The organism is Pantoea sp. Acro-807, from assembly GCF_011752675.1.
Classification (GTDB): domain Bacteria; phylum Pseudomonadota; class Gammaproteobacteria; order Enterobacterales; family Enterobacteriaceae; genus Pantoea; species Pantoea eucrina.
Map to the genome: position 1 here is coordinate 1 of NZ_VWXE01000021.1, position 836 is coordinate 836.

The 836-nt window shown below is 55.9% G+C and carries 1 rRNA gene; it reads left to right on the forward strand.

Annotated elements, in window-relative coordinates:
• Positions 1–836, forward strand: a 23S ribosomal RNA gene (locus F3J39_RS18665); the annotation flags it as partial.

Below are 836 nucleotides of genomic sequence, written 5' to 3' on the forward strand. Positions count from 1 at the left end.
GGGCGCTAAGTTGCAGGGTATAGACCCGAAACCCGGTGATCTAGCCATGGGCAGGTTGAAGGTTGGGTAACACTAACTGGAGGACCGAACCGACTAATGTTGAAAAATTAGCGGATGACCTGTGGCTGGGGGTGAAAGGCCAATCAAACCGGGAGATAGCTGGTTCTCCCCGAAAGCTATTTAGGTAGCGCCTCGTGAACTCATCTCCGGGGGTAGAGCACTGTTTCGGCTAGGGGGCCATCCCGGCTTACCAACCCGATGCAAACTGCGAATACCGGAGAATGTTATCACGGGAGACACACGGCGGGTGCTAACGTCCGTCGTGAAGAGGGAAACAACCCAGACCGCCAGCTAAGGTCCCAAAGTCATGGTTAAGTGGGAAACGATGTGGGAAGGCACAGACAGCCAGGATGTTGGCTTAGAAGCAGCCATCATTTAAAGAAAGCGTAATAGCTCACTGGTCGAGTCGGCCTGCGCGGAAGATGTAACGGGGCTAAACCATGCACCGAAGCTGCGGCAGCGACGCTTGCGTCGCTGGGTAGGGGAGCGTTCTGTAAGCCGCAGAAGGCGTGCTGTGAGGCATGCTGGAGGTATCAGAAGTGCGAATGCTGACATAAGTAACGATAAAGCGGGTGAAAAGCCCGCTCGCCGGAAGACCAAGGGTTCCTGTCCAACGTTAATCGGGGCAGGGTGAGTCGACCCCTAAGGCGAGGCCGAAAGGCGTAGTCGATGGGAAGCAGGTTAATATTCCTGCACTTGGTGTTGCTGCGAAGGGGGGACGGAGAAGGCTAGGTTATCCGGGCGACGGTTGTCCCGGTTTAAGCGTGCAGGTGTGA